A 21,969-nucleotide genomic window follows, 5' to 3' on the forward strand; every position below is an offset into this window, starting at 1 on the left:
AATGAGCTGCTCTATCCACTGATTGCCCAGCAGGGTCAATCCATTCATCATGTCTACATTCATCATAAGAACGAGATCATGTTCAGCGAAAAGACTCTCTATAAGATTATTGATGCTGGCATATTGAAAGTGAGAAACATCGATCTTCCTCGACAGGTAACCTATAAAAAAAGAAAGAAACCTTCAAGATACAAAATTGATTCAAAATGCATGGATGGAAGAAGGTACGAGGACTTCAAGAATTTTATAGAAGAAAATCCTGACATGCCTGTTGTCCAGATTGATACGGTTGAAGGCACTAAAGGTGGAGCCTGTCTGCTTACAGTTCATTTTACAGTGCCAACATTTATGATTGCTTTTAGAAGAGAATATAATGATGCACAGTCTGTCATTGATATATTCAATGACATTTACAACCATCTTGGAAGAGATATGTTCATGAAGCTTTTCCCTGTCATTCTCACAGATAACGGACCTGAGTTCTCCAATCCAGAAGCCATTGAATTTGATGAAGATGGAAACAGAAGAACATATATGTTTTACTGTCACCCCAGCTCTCCGTTTGAAAAAGGTGACTGTGAAGTCAATCATGAATTTATAAGAAGAATCGCACCCAAAGGAAAACCATTTGATCCTTATACGCAAAAAGACATCAATTTAATGATGTCTCACATTAATTCGTATGCTCGTCCAAAGCTGAATGACAAAACCCCACTCTTTGTCTTCGCTTTGCTGTTTTCCAAAGAAGTTGCAAGCTACTTTGGAATCGAACATATTGACCCAGATAAGATCAATCTGACTCAGTCGCTCTTATCTCAAAGATAAAGCATAAACAAAACACAGGGATACCCATAATGTACAGATAAATAAGACCATCAGGGGTGGAATTTTGCTTTGCAAAAAAAAACAGAAAATTTGACCCTGGCTTTACTATACTCTCAAAAACAAGTCAAATTGCTTCTTATAAGTTCATTTTAAGACCTGATGTGTCAAAAATCAATATCTGAAGGTGATTTTTATAATACAAAAAATCACTTTGCAATTTGAAATTCAACTCCCACAAGAAGAGTTGAATTTAAATATACAAAGTGGAATTTAGTTTTTCATTTCACCTTTGTGATATTTCAGACAAAGAAACTATAATAAAAAATCCGAGAGCCAGAAGAATACCTCCAACCCTCGGAATGTTATGCTCTCAAGCCACCTCAGTATTCAGTTGCTTACAAATATTTCTTGAACGCTTTCTTCATTTTGATGGCCATGTCCATCATCCAATCAAACTGTTCAGACCATGTATCCTTATTATCGAAATCGACCGTCTTATACACCAGGATACGGCTTGCTTTTTTCTCCGGAAGTTCATTCCACTCAAGCTGCACGCCCATCTCCTGTTCAATCGCAGCCTTGTTGGAATAGAACTTATGATACAGTTCCTTGTCATCGGAAATATACCATTCCACAAGAGCGTGGTTGTATTTTCTTATTTGCGACATACTGATGTGGCAAGCAGAGGAGCCGACACTGAACGTCATCCAATGGTCGGTACTTGCTTTCCTTTTATTGAACTGCTTTGCAAATGCGTTGTTTTGGAATGCATAGTCATTAAAGGCAACCCAATAATCGTATCTTGCCTGCAGTGTAGGGGAATTGCTGGTGTTACGCTTGATTTCCTTTGTCCAGTCATTCGGCTTTTCTACAACCTCGAACTTAACGGCAATATCAGAACTGCCGATTTGATACAACTTGATTTCAACAAGGAAGAACGCAATATTCTCATCGGTATGATTATTCAACCATTCGATAGCCGAGCGATGTTCTTCTCTTGCTCTCTTTACAACCCAAATCACAATATCTGCAGATTTCCCGGATGCATATGTAATCAGCTTTCCCAGATGGTCATGGTTCGTATCCTCAAGCTGATTCTCAATGATAATTTTTCTGTCCGTTCCGGTTTCTGTTGCGTAGATATCCACATTGAAGTCACCAACACTGGACTCCGTCTCATCAACGGTTATCTCCAATCCAACAGCATCTGCCAACAGGGTAAGATTATCGTCTTCCGCAAGCCAAGGAGTAAAGTCCAATGCTTCATGCGGCCAGACTTTTCGTAAGTCTTTTATTTCTTTTAATTTTCCTAAGTTTATCACGGTACTGTTCCTCCTTGTCGCAAGATAATCGTCTTATCCACTCGACCTATTACAAAATCATCTTATCAACTCAACTTTGCTCATTTTCAACCTGTCAACTCAACCCTTGTTTTTATTACAAGGCAAGGGTCATTTGTTGTCCAAAAGAGCTGATAAGAAACGCACTCCCAACTCTCGGAAACGCCTTGTTTTCAAGCCTTTTTCGATATTCAATTCTGTACTTTTGACAGCAATACTACGCACTCAATATGCTCAGTATGTGGAAACATATCAACTGGATAAACATCATGACTTTGATAGCCAATTTTAGCAAACATTTTCAAATCACGTGCCTGCGTTGTTGGATCACATGATACATAGATAACCTGTCTAGGCTGTAAAGTACGAATTGCTTCAATAAAAGTTTTTGTACTCCCAGCACGTGGTGGATCCATAACAACACAATCTACTTTTTGTTTTTGAATAGCCAATTGATGCATAAACTCAGAAGCATCCCCATTAACAAAATGAATATTTGAAATATGATTCATTTTTGCATTGTTAATAGCATCTTTATAAGCTTCTTTGTTGATTTCCACCCCAATAACAGTTTGAACATATTGAGCCAAAAACATTCCAATCGTTCCAATACCACAATAAGTATCTAAAATGGTATCATCCTGATGTAAATTCAATAACGATAAAATGCGATGATAAAGAACTGTACACTGTTCATGATTAATCTGGTAAAATGATTGTGCTGATATTTTAAATGTTAAGCCACATAATTGATCAACAATAAATCCTTTTCCATATAGCACTTTTTCTTGTTTAGATAAAACTACACTTGTTTGTCTACGATTTGTATTTAAAACAACCGATTGAACAGATGGACAGGCTTTTATTAATTCCTGACAAAAATTTTTACTTCCCTTCATGACATGATCTGTTCCAACCAGAACAACGAGTGTCTGATTCGTTATGACTGCCCTACGTATTAAAACATGTCTTAAAAATCCTCTATTTTTCTTTTCATCATATATGGATACACGATATTTTTTGAGAATCTTCTGTATGGTCGATAAAATTTGATGTGTTTCATCATCATGCAACAAACATGATTTCATCGGTACAATGCGATGAGATGTTTCTTCATATAAACCATATTCATATTTTTGATTAAAAGCGACAATGACTTTATTACGATAATAATATGGTTTTTCCATTCCAGCAACATCATGAACGAAATGATGAGGAAATAGTTTTTGACACTTTTCTTTTTTTATAAGCAACTGTTTTTGATAATCCATTCCAATATATTGACAGCTGCCACATTGTTTTTTGATTGAACAATCCATAAAATCCCTCTATAAAGTTGCTAAAAAGGCAACTAAACAATCATAACATCTTAAATAAGAAGCCAAATCTAATTTTTCATCAGGTGTATGAACATTTTCCATATGTGGTCCATAAGTTATAATATCTAAATCAGGAATTTTTTGTTTAAAAATACCCGTTTCTAATCCACCATGTGTTGCCTCTTCTTTTAATGTCTGATTGGCATAGGTTTGATAAAATTCTTTAAACTGTGCTCTAAAGCGTGAATGAGGATCATAATCCCAACCCGGATAATCATTAGATACCTGAATAGAAGCTCCATATAATAAAGCAATTGTTTCCAGTTGTAGACATAACTCATCACGTAAACTTTTTAAAGGTGAACGTAATGAATAATCAATTGTAAAGCTATTATCATGTGTACGTATGACCCCCATATTCAATGATAAAGTTGGTAAATGTTCAATTGCCTGTGACATTTCCAGCATTCCATTCAAACCTAAATACATAATTGAAATCATAGCTTCACTATCTTTTGCATTCACACAGACATGACATTCATCACAATGCAATTCCACATAAAATTCAGGATCACTGATTTCTAATTCCTTTCGAATATCTGTTTCATACTGTCCAATATATTGTGCTAATTCTTCATAAGATTGCTGACTTGCAAAAGCAACTGTACACTCTCTAGGAATCGCATTGTTTTTTAATCCTCCTGTAATATCAATCAAACGAATATCCATCCCATTTTTCAATAAATGATATAAAATGCGTCCCGCAATCTTATTAGCATTTCCTCTACCTAAATGAATACATCCACCAGAATGTCCTCCTTTTAAACCTTTCACTTCCAAAACATAAACTGGAGAATGATTATCTTCACCCGTGATTTCTTTGGTAATCAAAACATCATTTCCTCCTGATGATGACACACAAGTTTCCCCTTCTGCTTCATTATCTAAATTAATTAAACGTTTAGCTTTAAGTGATGTTGTATCTAAAGCCATTGCTCCACATAGTCCAACTTCTTCTTGAACAGTAAAGACACATTCCAATGCTGGATGAGATAAACTGTTATCTGTCAACAATGCCAACATATAACATACACCACAACCATCATCAGCTCCTAAAGTTGTCTCTTTTGCATGTAAAAAACCATCTTCCACATAAAGCTTTAATGGATCAGTATCAAAATTATGCTGACTTTCTTTATTCTTTTCATTAACCATATCTATATGTGCCTGCAACATGACTGGTTCATGATCTTCATAGCCTTGACTGGCTTCTTTAAACACAATTAAATTATGCATATCATCACGCATATAACGAAGATGATGTTGTTTAGCTAAATCTTCAATATAATCCGCCAATTTTTCTTCATGGTATGAACCATGCGGAATTTGTGAAATTTCTTCAAAATAACGATATATAAGTATATTTGTATCTAATACTGACATTCTATTTTCCTCCAATCTTGTCACAATTATATCAACTTCCCTATCAGATGTCTATGCCAAAGCATTCTGCAATAATTTCATTTCATCTTCATTAAGTTGACGATATTGTCCATATTTCAATTGTTCATCTAAAACAATATGCGCAAATGCTATTCGTTTTAAACTAACAACTTCATTAGACATTGATAAAAACATTTTTTTGATTTGATGATATCTTCCTTCACATATTGTAACGAGGCAATGATAATCATCTTTTATTTCTAGCTCTGCTGGTAAACATTGATATGTCCTATCAATCATCATTCCTTTTTGAAAAGCCTCAACATAGTTTTCCGTTATTGGCAATTTTGTCTGCACTTCATATGTTTTTTCTACATGATTCTGTGGCAATAGAAGCTTTTTAGATAAAGATTTATCATTAGTTAATAACACAAAACCTGTTGTATCTTTATCCAGACGTCCAACACAATAACAATCATCTCGATCTATTAATTCTAATAGACAAGGATATTTCTGGTCATGCGCAGCACATATATATCCCACTGGTTTATTGATCATATAATAAACAAATGGCATTGTCTCAATCACTTTACCTTGAACTCTAATTTTATCCTCTTTACAAACAAGGTAATGTGGATCTTTCACACATTGATCATTAATCATCACATAACCTTTTTTGATCAATGTTTTACATTCTTTCACATTGCCCAATTGGTTTTTCATTAAGATAAGATATAAATATTTGTTAATGGGTATTTCTTCCTCTCCAGCAATCATTGGAACGTACATTTCCATTATTTTTAATAATAACAGGGACCAATGTGCCACGTGAATACTGTGGATTGTCCTTTATAATATCAGCTAAAGCTGATAAACGTTTATGTCCATCCACACAAATGTAATGTTGATTTTCCTGATTGACAGAAATAGGAAATGAAAAACCAATTCTTAAAACTGATTGATAAAGTGTTTGAGGATATTTTTGATAGTTAAATTCTATCTGTGATATATCTATTTTCATTATACGCATTTTGTTATCTCCTTTATTTTATTGATTATATCATTTTTTTCAAAAAAGCAAAATCTTTATCTATTTCTATTTAAACATGATATAATGTTGAATAGGGAGGTATCTTATGAATATATTATTGAGCCGTATTTTAACCTATTTAAATGGAACCCTTTTTCATGATTATAATTATAAAATTTGTACATTCATTATTTTTCATTACCTTGAAATGGAAGATATGAGTGAAGAAGAATTTTTAAAAAAAGGATGTTTTAAAAAAGAAGAATTATATTCTTTTATTGCCTTACTAGGCTTTAAAGAATATGAAGAATTTAAGGAAACCTTAGTGAATCATCATCAGACACGTCTTAATCAAATTCGTGTCAGAATGATTGGTGTTGATAGTCGTGAATTCATTGAAAAAATGGATAAAGACTGTAGTGATGATGAAATGCAAAAAATCATAAGTGATATTTGTCAAAAGCTTTATCGTGCCAAAAGAATTGTTGTATTTGGTGCTTTATATCCAATATCTATTGCTATTGAACTACAAACTGATATGATTACATTTGGTAAACCTTTTATTCAATATCATAGTTATGATCCTATTGTTATGGATGAACATGATGTGGCCATTGTTATTAGTGCAACAGGTCGATACTTAGAAGGATTTAAAAAATCAAAAGCTGATGTACATATTGATAAAGCACAGCAGATTTTAATTACCCAAAATAAAAAATATCTGAGAACAGAAACTTCACCAAATTGTAAAGTTATTTATGTTCCTGGTAAATTTGATAGTATTAATTTTAATTATCAAATTATGACAATTTGTGATTTAATTCGTCTACACTATTTTCAACAATATTACTTATAATACAAAAAGACTGTTACTCAAAACAGCCTTTTTTATATTTTATCCATTTGACTTACTTTTTATTGTAATAAGATATGATCAGTATAATCATGAGTATGTTGAGTATAAAGATAAATCAAGTCTTCCACCGTTAAATTTTGTTTACGTTTTTCATCAATGAAATCAAGAATTCGCCCTTCACTCATAATAATGATTTTTTGTCCATATTGAATAGCATCTTCCATATTATGAGTAATCATTAATGTTGTCATCTGATTTTTTTTGACAATATTTGCTGTTAAATCTAAGACTGTCTTTGCAGTTTGTGGATCAAGAGCAGCAGTGTGCTCATCTAATAGTAAAAGCTGTGGTTTTGCATATGTTGCCATTAATAAAGACAATGCCTGACGTTGTCCTCCAGAAAGAACACCAACCTTTGTATCCATACGTTTTTCTAATCCTAATCCCAGCTCTTTCAATGCTTCCTTCATTTGTTGGCGTTGTAAGTGAGAAACTGGTTTTAATTTGAAGTAATGTCCCTGACAACCAGCTAATGCTAAATTTTCTTCAATAGTCATAGTAGGTGCTGTTCCTTTTAAAGGATTTTGAAAAAGTCTACCGATAAAGCGTGAACGTTTGTATTCTTTTAAATTTGTAATATCTTGATGATTCAAATAAATATGACCCTGAGCTGGAAGAATCGCTCCACTTATTGTTTGAAACAATGTTGACTTTCCAGCTCCATTACTACCAATAATTGTTACAAAATCCCCTTGTTGAATTTGTAAATTGACATGTGATAAAGCTTTCTTTTCATGAATTGTATCAGGATGAAAAACAACCGATATGTCCTGTAATTCTAACATACTTTTTTCCTCCTTATTTTTAATTTTGTCAAAATCAAAGCCAATACAACTAATAAAGCAGACAACAGTTTTAAATCTGTTGATGGAATCCCCATTTGTAAAGCTAAAGTGAGAATTCCACGATATATAAATGCACCTATCGTAACTGCTAATAATTGATAATGAATCTGATCTTTTTTTATAAATGCCATTCCAATAATAATACTTGCTAAACCAATGACCATCATTCCTGTGCCACTTTGACTATCCGCAAAGGATTGATGCTGAGCATATATAGCTCCAGACAAAGCCACAAGTCCATTGGATAAAGATAAACCTAAAATTTTCATCAAGTCAGCATTTATAGATGAAGCTTTAACCATATCTTCGTTATCGCCGCATGCGCGCAGCGCTAAACCAAGCTGTGTTTTTAAAAAATAATAAAGAACTCCAAAAATAAAAGCTACAAACATGATAATCAATAAAAACTGTGAATATGGTTCGAAATTGGTCAATGGTGTAAATATGGTTGTAGAACCGAACAATGACAAATTAGGTGAATCATTCATAATTTTTAAATTTATAGAATAAAGTCCAGTCATAGTTAAAATTCCTGCAAGTAAAGATGCAATTTTCAACTTTGTTGTTAAAAGCCCAGTCACAAGACCAGCCAGCATTCCTGCAATAAAAGCTGCACATAATGCCAAGTAAGGATGCCCAGAAAGTGTCAAAACAGCACTAACTGCACAACCCAATGTAAAGCTTCCATCAACTGTTAAATCAGGTAAGTTTAAAATCTTATAGCTCAAATATAATCCTAAAGACATAATCGCAAATATACCACCAAGTTCTAATGCTCCAATAATAACTATCATATTCATAACATGACCACCCCTCTACATCATAGCCAATGAAGAATCTTGAATGATGTTTTCAGGTAATTCAACATCAATTTGTGTCATGACATCCTGATTCACATAAATCTTTAAATCATCCTTAAAAACCTTAACAGGAATATCACTTACATTTGAACCATTAAGAATTTGATCAACCATATTGGCAGTTTCCCTTCCCAATTCTTCATAGTCAATCCCAACGCTTAAAAATCCACCATCCTGTACCATAGAATCTGCTCCTACATAAAGTGGAACTTGTGACTCAATACATGAATGACTGACAACATTCATAGCACTGGCAATTGTATTGTCATTAGGAGCAAAAACAGCATCACATTGAGTTGCAAGAACATCAATTGCACTTTGAACTTCATTAACATTTGTAATAGTTGCTTCTTTAATTTCAAAACCATGCTTTTGTGCATAATTTTTAGCTTTTTGAATATTTGTTACTGAATTAGCTTCTCCTTTGTTGTAAATAACTCCTAAAGTTTTTAAATTCGGATTTATTTCAAGGGCTTTATCAAGAATCAAATCTACTTGAATCTCATCACTAGTTCCTGTTATATTTTTATCTGGTTTTTCTAAAGAACTTGTCAGTTTAGCTCCAATTGGATCACTCACTGCAGCAAAGACAACAGGTGTTGTTGAAGAAAGCGAAGCAACTGACTGAGCAACAGGGGTTGCTATCGCAACAACGACATCAGGATTTTCTGATGCAAATGTTTGTGTAATACTAGCTGCAATACTATTATCCCCTTGTGCATTTTTAAAAATATATTCAATATTTTGATTATCTTGATAACCTAACTCTTCCATTTGCTTATCAAAAGCATCCTTAATTGTATTTAATGATGTGTGTTCCATATATTGAACAACAGCAACTTTTTTCACAGTTGAGTTATCACCTTGACAACCCATTGTCATTGATAATATACATATTCCTATTAATACGTTTTTTAAAATTTTTTTCATAGTCTTATCTCCTTTATATTGTATTTTATTCATGTTTAACTAGAAAATAAGACACCATCGTTTCATTTTCATAAGAAAGCTCCTTTCTTATTGGCATATAAACAAAAAACACCTGTCCATCAAAGGACAGATGTTATAATCTGCGGTACCACCTTTATTGGTTATAAAAATAACCCACCTCATTAAAATGCCAACACATTTTTGCTTTGTAACGTAAGCTCACGTCGCAGGATACTCGTTACCTTTCCCCTTTGCCCTCATAGGTCCATTTACTTAACTGCCACTATCCAGCTTCCACCATCCTGGACTCTCTTTAAGTACATTTTCAAGTTTTATCTCCTACTCATTGGTTTGTTTATATCAAATTATCACACCTTTATTAAATTGTCAATATTTTTAGATAAAAAATAAATAATATCTATTTTTTTGTTAATTAAATAAACAAATAGCTGTAAAAATATAAAATATATTCTCCAAAAAACAAAGAAATAAGAATTCCCACACAAAGAAAACCAGCAAATGCGATATGATGATGGCGATGTGTTTTTTTATAAAAAAGTAAATATGATGCATAGATTCCACCCAATAAAACCGCTATCGTAAAAGCAAGTATAATCTTTATATATCCTAACATAAAGCCATTAACCATCAATAATTTGATATCCCCACCACCAAAACTATCTGGAATCCAAAAATTGAGTAATAATAATGGCATACTTATAATCAATATACCTATCAAATGTTCCCACAATGAAACATCACTATAAGGCATTAATCCTGATACAATAAATATTTCTAAAATAATCATTTCATCAGGTATAATTTGCCATTGTCTATCTATTAATGAAATGGTTATAAAATCCATTATCAATAAAAAAAGAAGAATAGCCTTTATCACTTGGGATTCATAATAGACAAGTAAGACAAGCAAAAAACCACTCATCATTTCAAAGATAGGATAAAAAAGTGAAATGCGGTGATGACAATATCGACATCTTCCTTTTAACATCACATAACTGACAATAGGTATTAAATCAAACCATTGTAAAGGATGCAAACAATCAAAACAAAAACTTCTTCCTTTTACAATATCCAAACCAAGTGGCAATCGATCTTTACACACTTGAAAAAAACTTCCTATAACAGCACCCAAAATAAAAAACCATACATATAAAAACATCTTCATGTCCCCTTTCATAGATATTTTTATAGTTGGCTTTGTTTCATATTTCGATATTATTCTATCTTAAAATATATTCATTTTCAACAAAAAAATATTTGACATTTTTTATTTTTTCTATAAAATATGGAGTGCTGTAAAGCTATAGATTTCTCTATTTCTGATTAATAAATAGAAAATTCTATAGCTTTTTTTACGAAAGGAGAATCTCAAATTATGGAAAAAAGAAATCCAATGGCTTATAAACCTATTTTTCCCCTTTTGATGTCTATGGCCTTTCCGCCAATGATTTCAATGCTTATTCAATCATTATACAATATAGTTGATAGTATTTTTGTGGCACAGCTTGGTGAAGAAGCTTTAACAGCTGTTTCGTTAATCTACCCCTTACAAAACTTATCATTAGCATTTTCCTGTGGTGTAGGTATTGCTTTAAACGCCATTATCGCAAGACATTTAGGTGCACATAATGATAAAGAAGCATCATTTGTCGCTACTCAAGGCATTGTTATGACACTTTTACATTCCATTCTTTTTGTTGGAATTGGATTATTCCTTATAGAACCTTTTTTAACTCTTTTTACTCAAAATCAGGATGTCATACAATATGGAATCGAATACGGTTTTATTGTTATTACTTTTACATTTTCAACATTTATTCACTTAGTCATCGAAAAAATGTTTCAGGCTTGTGGAAATATGATCATTCCCATGATTATGCAAATGGTTGGAGCAATTGTTAATATTATTTTAGATCCAATACTGATCTTTGGATATTTTGGATTACCTACTTTAGGTGTAAGTGGTGCAGCTCTAGCAACTATTATTGGACAATTTAGTGCCTGCTTTTTATCAATATATTTATTCTTACGCTATAATTCACATATCCATATTTCATTCCGTCATTTTCGTATTGATTGGCATACATTTAAAAACTTATATTCAATAGCTATTCCATCTGGAGTTATGATGTGTTTACCTTCTGTTTTAGTTTCAGCATTAAATGGTATCCTTGCTCCTGTGTCTCAAACTGCCGTTGCATTCTTTGGTATCTATTATAAACTGCAAACATTCGTTAATATGCCAACAACAGGAGTTGTACAAGGAATGCGTCCAATTATGAGTTATAATTATGGAGCTCATCAAAGAAATCGTATGGATCAGACATTAAAAATGGCAACTCTTACTATTGGAACTATTCTATTATTTGGTACATGTCTATTCTTTATTTTCCCAGCTCAAATTCTTCAAATGTTTAATGCCAATCAAGATATGCTTATGGTTGGAATAACTGGATTACGTATTTTATCATTAAGTTTTATCTGTTCTACATTTGCCATTGTTATGTCTGGAGTTTTTGAATCATTAGGAAAAGGACCTATTTCTTTAATCATTACACTCACAAGACAATTTATCATCATTATCCCATTATCCCTTATTCTTTTACCACTTGTTGGCGTAACTGGTATCTGGTTAACATTTCCTTTATCAGAGCTGATTGCCTCATTCATTGCTTTTCTTTTATATCAAAAAGTTTATAAAAAAATAAAAATAGGAAATGAAAATTAATGATTCATTTCCTTTTTTTACAAAAATTTAATATATGATAATGTTGTACATTTGATTCTTTTCTTACCATTTTTCAATGATATTCAAAATAAAACAAAGTTATAAAAACAAACAGTTATATATACATAATATTATCCATGTATAATAGCTACAGCTAAATGAACACCTCGTTTAAACTGTATAAATCCATACTCATAAACAAATTCATTCACACAGTTTTCTAATTCTTCAACTTCTTCTTCACTCAGTATTAATTTTCTATTTATAATACGTTCATGAAATTGATCCATTAAATCAAAATAACGAATATGTATCTGTTCCAGCATCATTTCTTCATCTTGATTTAAAATAATATCAGAAGAATATATATCTTTTAAAACATTATCCATATCACACATAGTTCTCTTCTCCTTACTGAGATGATCATAAGAACTAAACTGTTTTTTCAAACAATGAGCAATTTTTTAATGGCAAATGATTATGCTGTCCAAATATTTTTCTTTTAACATGATGTAAATCCACTTTATTTGGTAATATATATGATTCATCCTGAAAATCTTTAAAATCGCATAACACTATTCTTAATCCAAAATATTGACCCTGATAAGAAAATTCATTTAATAATTTTCCAATAACATACATAATCTCACTATGAATATTTGTATAATTTCTTAATTTCTCTTCTTTTTTATAAAAATTCAACTGCATGTCATAGAATTGAATTTGAATACAACGAATTCCATAGTCTTTTTCTTTAAGTTGCTTGACTAAATTGAAGCTTAGATTTTGTGCTATTATTAAAGCTTCTCTGGCATTTAAAAAAGTATCTTGATTATCTTGACCGAATGATTGAGGAAGGGTATGAACTGTTCTATGTATTTGAGACATTTCATCTCTTTTTTGAGAGCATATATTCTTCCCAAATATTTTTACTGCCTGATAAAAACTTAAAATTCTATATGATTCATAACTGTGCATATAAATCCATTTGGCAAATTCTTGATGAAAACTGAATCCTATATGTATTGAAATACAAAGTTCATCTGCTATTCTTTTCTGAATACATTTCATAAGTTTGATAGAATCCATACCAAATACATATTGAGATTTTGTTAAATCAAAAAATATATCATTTCTTTCTTCTTCAAAGACATCATTACAATATTCATATAAAATATTTTTTATTTGCTCTTTATAGAAACAATATTCATCCATGTTTCTTTGTTTGTTGATGAGTTCTTGATGAATCAATCTCTTTTTTATAATGAAATTTCTCTTTTTCTCTATTTGATCTATGCATTCTTCAAAACAAATATATCCAATTAAAGTTTTCCACATATTTCTCACTCCTCGTCAATTATTATATATGACCTTGTTGCATATTTCAATATTTTTATGCAACTTATTTTATTATTTTTGATTTTTTCTTTATTTTAGATGTATTTTATACTATAATATGCATATAGGAGGTTGACCATGGAACTCAAAGACATTATTAAGGATTATAAATATAGGCATCAACTTACAAATGATGAAATTGCTCAAAAACTAGGAGTCACGAAATCTACTGTCAGTCGTTGGATTTCAGGAGATGTCAAAAGAATTCAAGATGAAACATTAAAAAGATTAAATGAACTCCTTGGTTATGATATTGAACCCGTTATCAAAGGAAAGTCCATTCATTTAAAGCGTCCTATTTTAGGTTATGCAAAAGCCGGATATGATATGTATGGAGAAAATAACTATATGGGTGAAGAAGAAGTCACAGAAGAAGATTTTTATAAGGGAGATTATTTTTTGCAGATTCAAGGTGATTCCATGACTGGATCAGGAATAATGGATGGAGATTTAGCCCTTATTAAACAATGTTCCTATGCCTCAACAGGTGATATTGCAGTTGTCATGATTGGTGGTGAAGAAGTAACAGTGAAGCGTATTATCAAAAAACCAGATATGCTTATTTTGGAAGCCACAAACCCACTTGTTGAAAATAGATATTTTTCTAATGAAGAAGTTGAACAACTTCCTGTTCGTATCATTGGTAAAGTCGTTTATACAAAAACTTATTTTTAAACAAAAAAATCTCATTCATGTTTTGAACTCTAAAGCTAATCTAACTTTAAGGGTTCACTCCATCTATGAGATTTTTTATATATCACAAGACATACAAATCAAATGCTTTTCTTCAACAAAATTATTTTTACTATAAAATCCTTCACTTAAAAAACCACGAATTGTCTGTAAAACCATTCTCTCTATATGCAATTTGATACATTCTTTTTTTGTTTGTTGTAATAGATAACTTCCTAAATGTTGTCCATGCAATTCTGGTAAAATGCAGACTTCATCAATCCATAGCTCTTTCTTTTCTAAATAAGTCATTTGACGTCCTAGTATCATACCTATCAACTGATTATCTCGATATAGAACATATCCCAAAGCATATGGTGAAAGTAGCATTTCTTTCAATCGCTGATAAGACTGCTCATAAGTCCACGTTTCATTCCATGGTTCTTGCATAAAACATTGCTGAAATAATATTGAACACTTATTTAAATGATAATATTGCATGGGAATAAAACACATTTCATGACTTTCAAGTTCTAAAAACATATCATACCATGTCACTCCACCATGGATAGATTGAGAAACTCCCAAGCAACTATAACCAAATTGTTTATAAAAATCTATTAACTCTTTTTTACAAGTCAGTACCAAGCCTTTTTTACCTCTTATAAGAGCCAGATCAATAAAAGCATTCATTAATTTTTGAGCAATCCCACGATGTTGAAAAGTTGGTAAAACAGCTAAACCAAATATACTTTGATATGGATGATTGAAATCATGTAAGGATGTATCTTCATAATATTGATCAATTAAAAAACGTGTTGAAATCATTGCCCCATTGATAAATCCAACAATCTGTCCTTCTATAACGGCTACTAAAAAACAATCAGGAAAAGCAAGAAATCTTTGTTGAAATTGTTGTTTAGTTGCAGCTTCTTGAGCAGGAAAACAAATTCTTTCAATTTCAGCAAGTTTTATTAAATCTTGCTCTTTGGCTAATCTTATTTCCATATATACTTTTTATAAAAAAAGACATTAATGTTTGATCAATGTCTTTATTCACCCATAGAAAGCAAGAATGCTGCACTATCTTCCAATCTTTGTTTTGCTTCTTTAATTTCCTGAAATTGTGCATCTGGGCATGTTTCAAACTGTACTTTTTTTGTTAATTTCTTTAATTGATTCAATTCATTTTTAATTTGTGTCCTTACAGTTTTATCTATTTCTTTATGATGTTTTGCTAAACTGGCTTCTACTCTTGACATTAATGTTTCTAAATCATTTTTAAAAACAAGTCTTTCTTTTGTTTTAGCATCCTGCTGTTCAAATTGTTTAGCTTCATGAATAGCTCTTTCAATATCTTCATCAGACATATGAGAACCATTTTCAATAGTAATACTTTGCATATTTCCACTAGCCAAATCTTTTGCAGAAACACTTACGATACCATTAACATCAATATCAAAAGTGACTTCAATTTGTGGAATTCCACGCATTGCACGCTTAATCTTTTTAAGTTTAAATTTACCTAAACTTTTATTGTCTTTAGCTAAAGGTCTTTCCCCTTGTAAAACATTAATTTCAACTTGTGTCTGGAAATTAGATGATGTTGTAAAAATTTGACTATGACTTGTTGGAATTGGTGTATTTCGATCAATTAATGGAGTTGCAACTCCCCCTACTGTTTCAATAGATAATGTCAATGGTGTCACATCTAATAATAAGACATCATAATTTCCCATTGCAGTCACATCACCAGATAATTTACCACCTTGAATTCCTGCTCCCATAGCGACACATTCATCAGGATTTAATGATTTACTTGGTGTAATTCCAGTAACTTCCTTAATTTTATCTTGAACTGCTGGAATACGTGAAGACCCACCTACAAGAATAATCTTATTCAATTCAGCAGGTAATAAACGTGCATCATTTAACGCATTTTGCATTGGGAGAATTGTTCTTTCAACTAATTCTCTAGTCATACGATTAAATAAATCTCTTGTGATTGTCATTTCTAAATTTTGTGGTCCTGCAGATGTCGTTGTAATAAATGGTAAAGATACAACAGTAGAAGTCATTGAAGATAATTCAATTTTTGCTTTTTCAGCAGCTTCTTTGATACGTTGCATAGCCATTAAATCATTTCTCAATGAAATCCCTGAGCTTTTCTCAAATTCAGTTAAAATATGTTGTGCTAATAATTCATTAAAATCATCACCACCTAGATGATTATCTCCTGATGTTGATAGAACTTCAATCACTCCATTACCAATTTCAATAATAGAAACATCAAAAGTTCCTCCACCCAAGTCAAAAACCATCATTTTTTGCCCATAACTATTTTCTAAACCATATGCCAATGCTGCTGCAGTTGGTTCATTAATAATACGCATAACTTCCAATCCAGCAATTCTTCCAGCATCTTTTGTGGCTTGACGTTGGGCATCATTAAAATAAGCAGGTACTGTAATAACAGCCTGTTTAACTTCTTCTCCTAAATAATTTTCAGCATCTATTTTTAATTTCTGTAAAATCATGGCAGAAATTTCCTGGGGTGTATACTCACGATTGCCAATTTTCTTTTTATAATCAGTTCCCATTTCACGTTTAATAGATGAAATTGTCCCCATTGGATTTGTAACAGCCTGTCGCTTAGCACTTTCCCCTACAAGTCTTTGTCCATCATGTGTGAATGCTACAACACTTGGTGTTGTTTTCGCTCCTTCACTATTAGGAATAATGGTTGTTTTTCCATTTTCAATAAAAGACATACAACTATTTGTTGTTCCTAAATCAATACCAATAATCTTACTCATAAATCATTCTCCTTTAATAACATCTACAACAACAACTCATAAAAATATTAAACATCAATAACGAATAACAGCAATTAGCCATATTAGCATATGGTGACGTATAAGTTTGCTGTGTCTGACGATATTGACCACTTCCAGCCTGCAATTGCTGAACCAAGAAAATATATTGTAAATTACCAGGTTCCATTTGCGCTGCTGTTTGTGCATATTCTAATGCTGTTGCATTATTTCCTATACCATTCATAGCTAAAGCACTGTAATAAAACCATATTGATGAACGATTACGAATCTGTTCCAAAATATGAAGAGCATCCTGATAACGACCAGCTTGAATAAATGCCGCAACATCTTGAAAAGCCGCCTGATCATTACCCTGATATTGATAAGTCGACTGTGAACTTTGACCATATGTTTGATTCGTAAATCCTTTTTTTCGATTATCCATGATCGTTTTATATGCATTTTGTACCTGTTTAAACTTTTCAGTATATTCAGCCTGATGTTCACTATTAATATTAGCATCAGGATGATATTTTTTACTTAATGTTCGATAAGCATGTTTGACTTCATCATCTGATGCATTTGGAGAAATTCCTAATACTTGATATGGATCCATTTACTTCTTATCCTCCATTCTTTTTTGATAACGTAATTCATATTGACTCCAAACACCACTATATATGATATTCCTTAAAATTTCAACATTTTCCTCTATTGGAAGATATTCAAAAGCTTCGGCAGCTCTTGAAATCATCATTTCTAATAAATCATGGCATCTCTCTTCAAAATGTTCATCATGAAAATGAGAAATAAATGGATTATAGTTATTGTCTTTTAGATCTTTTTCAATATCATCATAGGCATCTAGTAAATAAATATATTTACCTAAAAAAAATCCAAATTCCCTCAAATAATCTTGCCAGAGATCATCTTGAAAACAGCAAATTTCAGCCATGACTTTTCCAAAACATCCGGAAATATCATCAATACGAACATCTTCCATTTTTTCATATTCATGAATCTTGTCCAATTGTTTTTCAATCATCTCTATCTTTTGTGGAAATTCTTTTTTTATAGATTGATAACTATGATTCAAAATTTTCTTATAGACCTGTTTTGACATCTTTTGATCATCAATCCAATCATCATCACATTTAAGATATGTTAAAGCAATTGTCATTTTAGCAGCATATTCAACATATTCATTTTGTATTTCTAGATGCTTTTTCAGTGGATGTAAAAAGCATCTACGATAGCTTGATTGATTGTGTGGTTCATATAAACCAGATAATAAAATAGCTAAAAATGTCATATCATAATTTAAAGCCACACGTCCTTTTAAACCATAATTATCATTTATAGTTCGACATAGCCCACAATAATATGACTGATAGATATCAAAATCTTTAAATTTCATTTCTGGTTTATTGATTACTATATATCCAAACATCATGATCTCCTTATCATAATAAATCATGATTAGTATAGTGTGAAGATATGAACGAAACATGAACTTATAGAAACTTTATTTTAAAAATGTTAAAATAAAAATGAAAGCTGGTGAATGGTATGAAAATCTCAAAAGAACAGCCTGTTTTAGAACCTTTGGCCAATCGTTTAAGACCTCTGACATTGGACCAATATGTAGGACAAAAACATCTTGTTGGTAAAGGTAAAGTGTTATGGCAATTTATACAAAATGATCAGATTCCTTCTATGATATTCTGGGGTCCTCCAGGAGTTGGAAAAACGACTCTGGCAAAAATTATAGCCCAAACAACAAAAGCACATTTCATTGATTTTAGTGCTGTCAATAGTGGTATTAGAGAAATAAAAAAAGTCATGCAAGATGCCATGCAGACACATCTTCAAGGAATTAAAACAATTGTTTTTATCGATGAAATTCATCGTTTCAATAAAGCACAACAGGATGCTTTTTTACCATATGTAGAACAAGGAAGTATTACTCTCATTGGTGCAACAACTGAAAATCCTTCATTTGAAATCAATTCAGCATTATTATCACGTTGTAAAGTTTTTGTCTTAAATGCTTTAAATGTTGAAGATATTATGGAACTTTTGCATCATGCTATTGAAGATCCTAGAGGTTTTGGTCACTTTCATGTTGATATTGATTCTTCCAGTTTATCAATGATCGCTCATTTTGCAAATGGAGATGCCAGAGTAGCTCTTAACACATTAGAAATGGCTTTTTATAATGCTCCTCGTGATCATGATCACATCACTATTACTCCTCAAATTATCGAACAAATGACAAGTCAAAAATCATTACTGTATGATAAAAATGGTGAAGAGCATTATAATTTGATTTCTGCATTACACAAATCAATGCGTAATAGTGATGTCAATGCTGCTATTTACTGGTTAGCCAGAATGCTGGAAGCTGGTGAAGACCCTTTATATATTGCACGACGACTTGTTAGATTTGCAAGTGAAGATATTGGTATGGCTGATAGTAGAGCATTAGAAATTGCTATTGCAGGATATCAGGCTTGTCATTTTATTGGAATGCCTGAATGCAGTGTCCATCTTACTCATGTTGTCACTTATTTATCTTTATCAGTTAAATCTAACGCTCTATATGTCGCTTATGAAGCTGCTAAAAAGGATGCATTAAAGACAATCGCCAAACCAGTTCCCTTACATTTACGCAATGCTCCTACCCGTTTAATGAAAGATTTAAATTATGGTAAAGGTTATCAATATGCACATGATTTTCAAGATAAACTGACAACTATGACTTGCTTACCTGAATCACTTCAAGACAGAGAATATTATCATCCAACAAATCAAGGAAATGAAAAAAAAGTCGAACTGCGACTTCAACAAATTCAACAATGGAAACGTAAACATCAAAAATAAAAGGTCAATGGCCTTTTATTTTTGTGTAACTTCATTAATAATATTGATAGCATTTAAAGTTCTTGGAAAACCAATATAAGGTTGACATTGTGTAATCACATCAATCAACATGTCTCTACTATTTCCAACTTGTATATTAGCCATAGTATGAGCACGCAACTGATTTTCACAGCCACCTAAAGTTGCCAACATAACAAAAGTTAACATTTCTCTTATTTTTAAATCAAGCCCCTGACGTGTATAAAAATCTCCAAAACAATGTGCAGATAAATAATCTTGAATATGTTTTAATTCTTGAGGTGCATGATCATGATTAGCTTGAATATTCTCACGACCAAACGCTTCACTTTGAACATCAAATCCAGCCTGGAATCTTGTTTCTTCTTCTACTGTTGATTGATCTTCCAAAGGTAATTCAATTTGAGTTTCAACAAAAACATCATGAACAGCATCAAGAGCTTCTTTCACTTTGCCTACACCAATATATGGAGTACATTGATAAATGGCTTCTTTCATTTCAACTGGAGTCACATTAGCCTTTAAAGCTGCATAAACATGTTCTTTTAAAGATTCTAAAGTCATATTCGTTGTATTAACAACAATTAAAATCAATTCTCTAAGACGTAAATCAAGATTACCATGCTGATAAACATCACCATAAATATAATGAATCATCATTTCCTCGTATGCTAAGTCATGAGGACAAAAATGATTTTTATGCAATGACTGATATAATTCTTTTGCTTTTTCAATATCTCTCATAAATAAATTTTCCTCCTTGATAATTTTATTTTAAAACTTTAAAAATAACCTGTCTAATACTTATTATGTATTTGTAGCCATACTTTTTAAGCATGAAATATTTATTTATGAAAATATGTATAAAGTTCTTGAATAAAACGCGTCGCTGTAGCCGAAAAAACTTGATGTTTTTTCCATACAATAACCGCTCCAGTTTCATAGGCCGGTTTTAAAGGAACAAAACGAACCAATGATTGATTTGACATATATACAATTTTGTCTAGACACAACGCATATCCTAACCCTTTCTCTACTAAAATAGCAGCATTATATATCAAGTCATAAGTCGCAACAATATTTAAATCACTAATATCCAATCCCATCCAATGTGCCAGTTCATTTTGGACAATTAAACGATGTCCTATAAGGAGTGGTAATTTTTGTATATCTTCAGGTGTTACATACTCTTTTTTAGCGATTTCGCTATTTAAAGGTGCAATAATACCCCATGCTTCTTTATATTTTAAACGTACAAACTCATATTTTTCAATATCAACTGGTTCTGTAAGTAACCCTATATCTAAAAATCCCTGATCAATTTTCTGTTTAACATCATCAGCATTGCCACTATACAAATGATATTGAATATGCGGAAAGCGACGATGAAAATCTATCATAAATTCTCCTAACTGATGCATAGCATTAATTTCTCCTGCACCAACAAAAATCTCCCCTGCTATTAATTCATCAGCCGCTAAAAATTCCTTTTCAGTTTTATCAGCTAAATCAATAATTTCTTCTGCTCTTCTTCTTAACAACATACCTGCATCTGTTAAGGTAACCTTATTTTTTCCCCTAATTAATAATTGCGTATTCAATTCTTCTTCTAATTGTATAAGCTGTCTTGATAAAGTCGGTTGTGTAATATGCAATACTGCTGCTGCACGTGTAATATTTTCTTCTCTTGCAACTGTTAAAAAATATCTCAATATTCTAATTTCCATGATAAGCCCCCTTTTTACTATTGTACTAAAAAAAATAACTTTTTTATACCTTTTCTTTTGATGGATAACTACGCAAATGATTTCAATTGACTTTATTGGCTTTATTGGCTTTATAACACAGGAGAAAGTATCAAAAAATCATTTCATACTTTCTTATGTTATAAAGATATATTGCATTTTATACTCAAAAACATTATG

General features: G+C 31.7%; 22 protein-coding genes and 1 other annotated feature. Of the genes, 5 read left to right on the forward strand and 17 right to left on the reverse strand.

The window, feature by feature from the left end:
• Positions 1–825 (forward strand): IS30 family transposase (locus tag B5E79_RS07395; RefSeq protein WP_143746773.1); only part of this gene is annotated, 825 nt, incomplete at its 5' end.
• Between the two features lie 395 nt (positions 826–1,220).
• On the opposite strand, the gene B5E79_RS07400 is transcribed toward B5E79_RS07395, so the two are convergent.
• From B5E79_RS07400 to B5E79_RS07420, 5 genes are all read right to left on the reverse strand, one after another.
• Entirely contained in the window at positions 1,221–2,147 is a 927-nt protein-coding gene (locus tag B5E79_RS07400) for a DUF4268 domain-containing protein (protein ID WP_087297528.1), read from the reverse strand.
• Between the two features lie 209 nt (positions 2,148–2,356).
• Positions 2,357–3,484: a 23S rRNA (uracil(1939)-C(5))-methyltransferase RlmD gene (gene rlmD / locus B5E79_RS07405; RefSeq protein ID WP_087297529.1), complete on the reverse strand. Its 1,128-nt coding sequence runs from the start codon at positions 3,482–3,484 to the stop codon at positions 2,357–2,359.
• Between the two features lie 9 nt (positions 3,485–3,493).
• Positions 3,494–4,927 (reverse strand): beta-Ala-His dipeptidase, encoded by a 1,434-nt coding sequence (gene pepD, locus B5E79_RS07410; RefSeq protein ID WP_087297530.1) that lies wholly within the window; start codon positions 4,925–4,927, stop codon positions 3,494–3,496.
• A gap of 51 nt (positions 4,928–4,978) precedes the next feature.
• A complete protein-coding gene (locus tag B5E79_RS07415; RefSeq protein ID WP_241147471.1) occupies positions 4,979–5,704 on the reverse strand; it encodes a 16S rRNA pseudouridine(516) synthase in 726 nt (241 codons plus the stop codon).
• Positions 5,673–5,957, reverse strand: a complete 285-nt coding sequence (locus B5E79_RS07420; RefSeq protein ID WP_087297531.1) for a ParB N-terminal domain-containing protein — start codon at positions 5,955–5,957, stop codon at positions 5,673–5,675. Before B5E79_RS07420 ends, B5E79_RS07415 begins: the two co-directional genes overlap by 32 nt.
• Positions 5,958–6,063: 106 nt before the next feature.
• On the opposite strand from B5E79_RS07420, the gene B5E79_RS07425 reads away from it, so the two are divergent.
• Positions 6,064–6,813 carry a MurR/RpiR family transcriptional regulator gene (locus B5E79_RS07425; RefSeq protein WP_087244940.1) on the forward strand — a complete coding sequence of 250 codons (750 nt, stop codon included), beginning with the start codon at positions 6,064–6,066 and terminating at the stop codon, positions 6,811–6,813.
• Positions 6,814–6,872: 59 nt separating this feature from the next.
• On the opposite strand, the gene B5E79_RS07430 is transcribed toward B5E79_RS07425, so the two are convergent.
• The 4 genes from B5E79_RS07430 to B5E79_RS07445 form a co-directional block, all read right to left on the reverse strand.
• Complete coding sequence (locus B5E79_RS07430) at positions 6,873–7,658, reverse strand: ABC transporter ATP-binding protein (RefSeq protein WP_087297532.1); 786 nt, start codon at positions 7,656–7,658, stop codon at positions 6,873–6,875.
• A complete protein-coding gene (locus B5E79_RS07435; RefSeq protein ID WP_087297533.1) occupies positions 7,652–8,518 on the reverse strand; it encodes an ABC transporter permease in 867 nt (288 codons plus the stop codon). The genes B5E79_RS07430 and B5E79_RS07435 overlap by 7 nt, the downstream gene beginning before the upstream one ends.
• 15 nt (positions 8,519–8,533) lie before the next feature.
• Positions 8,534–9,508, reverse strand: a complete 975-nt coding sequence (locus tag B5E79_RS07440; protein WP_087297534.1) for an ABC transporter substrate-binding protein — start codon at positions 9,506–9,508, stop codon at positions 8,534–8,536.
• Positions 9,509–9,627: 119 nt separating this feature from the next.
• Positions 9,628–9,864: a binding site (T-box leader), on the reverse strand.
• Positions 9,865–9,941: 77 nt separating this feature from the next.
• Positions 9,942–10,688 carry a prepilin peptidase gene (locus B5E79_RS07445; RefSeq protein ID WP_158095482.1) on the reverse strand — a complete coding sequence of 249 codons (747 nt, stop codon included), beginning with the start codon at positions 10,686–10,688 and terminating at the stop codon, positions 9,942–9,944.
• Positions 10,689–10,904: 216 nt separating this feature from the next.
• Between B5E79_RS07445 and B5E79_RS07450 the strand changes: the two genes are divergently transcribed.
• Positions 10,905–12,257 carry an MATE family efflux transporter gene (locus tag B5E79_RS07450; RefSeq protein WP_241147472.1) on the forward strand — a complete coding sequence of 451 codons (1,353 nt, stop codon included), beginning with the start codon at positions 10,905–10,907 and terminating at the stop codon, positions 12,255–12,257.
• A 131-nt stretch (positions 12,258–12,388) separates the two neighbouring features.
• On the opposite strand, the gene B5E79_RS07455 is transcribed toward B5E79_RS07450, so the two are convergent.
• On the reverse strand, positions 12,389–12,655 hold the full coding sequence (locus B5E79_RS07455) for a hypothetical protein (protein ID WP_087245866.1): 267 nt from the start codon (positions 12,653–12,655) through the stop codon (positions 12,389–12,391).
• Positions 12,656–12,689: 34 nt separating this feature from the next.
• Entirely contained in the window at positions 12,690–13,595 is a 906-nt protein-coding gene (locus B5E79_RS07460) for a Y-family DNA polymerase (RefSeq protein ID WP_087297537.1), read from the reverse strand.
• 138 nt (positions 13,596–13,733) lie between these two features.
• Between B5E79_RS07460 and B5E79_RS07465 the strand changes: the two genes are divergently transcribed.
• Positions 13,734–14,330, forward strand: a complete 597-nt coding sequence (locus B5E79_RS07465) for a LexA family protein (RefSeq protein ID WP_087245870.1) — start codon at positions 13,734–13,736, stop codon at positions 14,328–14,330.
• 75 nt (positions 14,331–14,405) lie between these two features.
• Here the strand turns inward: B5E79_RS07465 and B5E79_RS07470 are convergent, their stop codons facing one another.
• The 4 genes from B5E79_RS07470 to B5E79_RS07485 are packed head-to-tail and all read right to left on the reverse strand — an operon-like array spanning position 14,406 to position 18,593.
• On the reverse strand, positions 14,406–15,335 hold the full coding sequence (locus tag B5E79_RS07470; RefSeq protein WP_087297538.1) for a GNAT family N-acetyltransferase: 930 nt from the start codon (positions 15,333–15,335) through the stop codon (positions 14,406–14,408).
• Between the two features lie 44 nt (positions 15,336–15,379).
• Positions 15,380–17,143, reverse strand: a complete 1,764-nt coding sequence (gene dnaK / locus B5E79_RS07475) for a molecular chaperone DnaK (RefSeq protein WP_087297539.1) — start codon at positions 17,141–17,143, stop codon at positions 15,380–15,382.
• Between the two features lie 13 nt (positions 17,144–17,156).
• Complete coding sequence (locus tag B5E79_RS07480; protein WP_087297540.1) at positions 17,157–17,759, reverse strand: J domain-containing protein; 603 nt, start codon at positions 17,757–17,759, stop codon at positions 17,157–17,159.
• Positions 17,760–18,593: a DUF5685 family protein gene (locus tag B5E79_RS07485; RefSeq protein ID WP_087297541.1), complete on the reverse strand. Its 834-nt coding sequence runs from the start codon at positions 18,591–18,593 to the stop codon at positions 17,760–17,762.
• 119 nt (positions 18,594–18,712) lie between these two features.
• On the opposite strand from B5E79_RS07485, the gene B5E79_RS07490 reads away from it, so the two are divergent.
• Positions 18,713–20,026, forward strand: coding sequence for a replication-associated recombination protein A (locus B5E79_RS07490; RefSeq protein ID WP_087297542.1), 1,314 nt, complete (start codon positions 18,713–18,715; stop codon positions 20,024–20,026).
• 15 nt (positions 20,027–20,041) lie between these two features.
• Here the strand turns inward: B5E79_RS07490 and B5E79_RS07495 are convergent, their stop codons facing one another.
• Both B5E79_RS07495 and B5E79_RS07500 read right to left on the reverse strand, forming a co-directional pair.
• The gene (locus tag B5E79_RS07495; RefSeq protein ID WP_087297543.1) at positions 20,042–20,788 is read right to left on the reverse strand and encodes a carboxymuconolactone decarboxylase family protein; all 747 of its coding nucleotides are present in this window, start codon (positions 20,786–20,788) and stop codon (positions 20,042–20,044) included.
• Between the two features lie 101 nt (positions 20,789–20,889).
• A complete protein-coding gene (locus B5E79_RS07500) occupies positions 20,890–21,771 on the reverse strand; it encodes a LysR family transcriptional regulator (protein ID WP_087297544.1) in 882 nt (293 codons plus the stop codon).
• Positions 21,772–21,969: the final 198 nt, after the last annotated feature.

The organism is Massilimicrobiota sp. An134 (assembly GCF_002160815.1).
GTDB classification, from domain to species: Bacteria; Bacillota_I; Bacilli_A; order Erysipelotrichales; family Coprobacillaceae; genus Allocoprobacillus; species Allocoprobacillus merdigallinarum.

Coding starts and splice junctions, on each gene's coding strand:
- rlmD (WP_087297529.1), bottom strand. CDS start 3,484: ATGGATTGTTCAATCAAAAAACAATGTGGCAGCTGTCAATATATTGGA.
- pepD (WP_087297530.1), bottom strand. CDS start 4,927: ATGTCAGTATTAGATACAAATATACTTATATATCGTTATTTTGAAGAA.
- B5E79_RS07415 (WP_241147471.1), bottom strand. CDS start 5,704: ATGATTGCTGGAGAGGAAGAAATACCCATTAACAAATATTTATATCTT.
- B5E79_RS07420 (WP_087297531.1), bottom strand. CDS start 5,957: ATGCGTATAATGAAAATAGATATATCACAGATAGAATTTAACTATCAA.
- B5E79_RS07425 (WP_087244940.1), top strand. CDS start 6,064: ATGAATATATTATTGAGCCGTATTTTAACCTATTTAAATGGAACCCTT.
- B5E79_RS07430 (WP_087297532.1), bottom strand. CDS start 7,658: ATGTTAGAATTACAGGACATATCGGTTGTTTTTCATCCTGATACAATT.
- B5E79_RS07435 (WP_087297533.1), bottom strand. CDS start 8,518: ATGAATATGATAGTTATTATTGGAGCATTAGAACTTGGTGGTATATTT.
- B5E79_RS07440 (WP_087297534.1), bottom strand. CDS start 9,508: ATGAAAAAAATTTTAAAAAACGTATTAATAGGAATATGTATATTATCA.
- B5E79_RS07445 (WP_158095482.1), bottom strand. CDS start 10,688: ATGTTTTTATATGTATGGTTTTTTATTTTGGGTGCTGTTATAGGAAGT.
- B5E79_RS07450 (WP_241147472.1), top strand. CDS start 10,905: ATGGAAAAAAGAAATCCAATGGCTTATAAACCTATTTTTCCCCTTTTG.
- B5E79_RS07455 (WP_087245866.1), bottom strand. CDS start 12,655: ATGTGTGATATGGATAATGTTTTAAAAGATATATATTCTTCTGATATT.
- B5E79_RS07460 (WP_087297537.1), bottom strand. CDS start 13,595: ATGTGGAAAACTTTAATTGGATATATTTGTTTTGAAGAATGCATAGAT.
- B5E79_RS07465 (WP_087245870.1), top strand. CDS start 13,734: ATGGAACTCAAAGACATTATTAAGGATTATAAATATAGGCATCAACTT.
- B5E79_RS07470 (WP_087297538.1), bottom strand. CDS start 15,335: ATGGAAATAAGATTAGCCAAAGAGCAAGATTTAATAAAACTTGCTGAA.
- dnaK (WP_087297539.1), bottom strand. CDS start 17,143: ATGAGTAAGATTATTGGTATTGATTTAGGAACAACAAATAGTTGTATG.
- B5E79_RS07480 (WP_087297540.1), bottom strand. CDS start 17,759: ATGGATCCATATCAAGTATTAGGAATTTCTCCAAATGCATCAGATGAT.
- B5E79_RS07485 (WP_087297541.1), bottom strand. CDS start 18,593: ATGTTTGGATATATAGTAATCAATAAACCAGAAATGAAATTTAAAGAT.
- B5E79_RS07490 (WP_087297542.1), top strand. CDS start 18,713: ATGAAAATCTCAAAAGAACAGCCTGTTTTAGAACCTTTGGCCAATCGT.
- B5E79_RS07495 (WP_087297543.1), bottom strand. CDS start 20,788: ATGAGAGATATTGAAAAAGCAAAAGAATTATATCAGTCATTGCATAAA.
- B5E79_RS07500 (WP_087297544.1), bottom strand. CDS start 21,771: ATGGAAATTAGAATATTGAGATATTTTTTAACAGTTGCAAGAGAAGAA.